Source organism: Vibrio sp. 1727, from assembly GCF_033344415.1.
GTDB lineage: Bacteria > Pseudomonadota > Gammaproteobacteria > Enterobacterales > Vibrionaceae > Vibrio > Vibrio alginolyticus.
Genome location: NZ_JAWPOT010000272.1, coordinates 1 through 697, shown reverse-complemented (window position 1 = coordinate 697; position 697 = coordinate 1). Strand labels below are relative to the sequence as shown.

At 49.1% G+C, this 697-nt stretch carries 1 protein-coding gene; it reads left to right on the top strand.

Annotation, left to right across the window (positions count from 1 at the left end; all coding sequences use genetic code 11):
* A partial coding sequence (locus R8O10_RS25195; RefSeq protein ID WP_318191952.1) for an efflux RND transporter periplasmic adaptor subunit occupies positions 1 to 697 on the top strand: 697 nt, incomplete at both ends.

Below are 697 nucleotides of genomic sequence, written 5' to 3'. Positions count from 1 at the left end.
GGCGAAAGCCGAGTTAAAGCGCGTAAAACAAGCGACTTCTGATGATGCCATTGCCAGCGTAAACTTAGACCGAGCCATCAGCAGCTACGAACGTAGCCTCTCTGCCGTCAAAGTGGTTGAGAAAAACATCCAACGTGCAAAAGATGCCCTGCGTTACACCACTCTACGAGCACCATTCACTGGCATTGTTGCCGACGTTTCTGTTGATCCACATGAACAAACCTTGCCGGGCGGCAGTGTTGTGTCAATTCAGCAAGAAGACAGCTGGGAAGTGGACATCGACGTACCGGAAAATATGATTGCTCAATTCGCACTAGGTCAGCCGGCATCGTTGACTTGGTATGATTCGGAGCAATCCTACCAAGCAACCGTGGCAGAAATCGCGCCGAAGAAACACTTGCTCAAACAAACCTATACCGTCACGCTAGACATCGATTCGATTTCCAGTGCGCTATTCAACGGTAAAGCAGTCACGGTTAATACCGCACTCAACACCAGTCACTCAAGCCATTGCTTTCCTTACTCTGCAATTTTGGGTGAGAAACAAACTCTGCACGTGAATGTGGTTCGTGATGCGGTTATTCATTCAGAGCCGGTCAACCTTGACTCTATCGACGCATACCAAGCGTGTGTTTCCGGAAGTTTTGAGCAAGGCGATTATGTGGTGATCAGCGGTAGTCATTATCTAAGCGAGGGC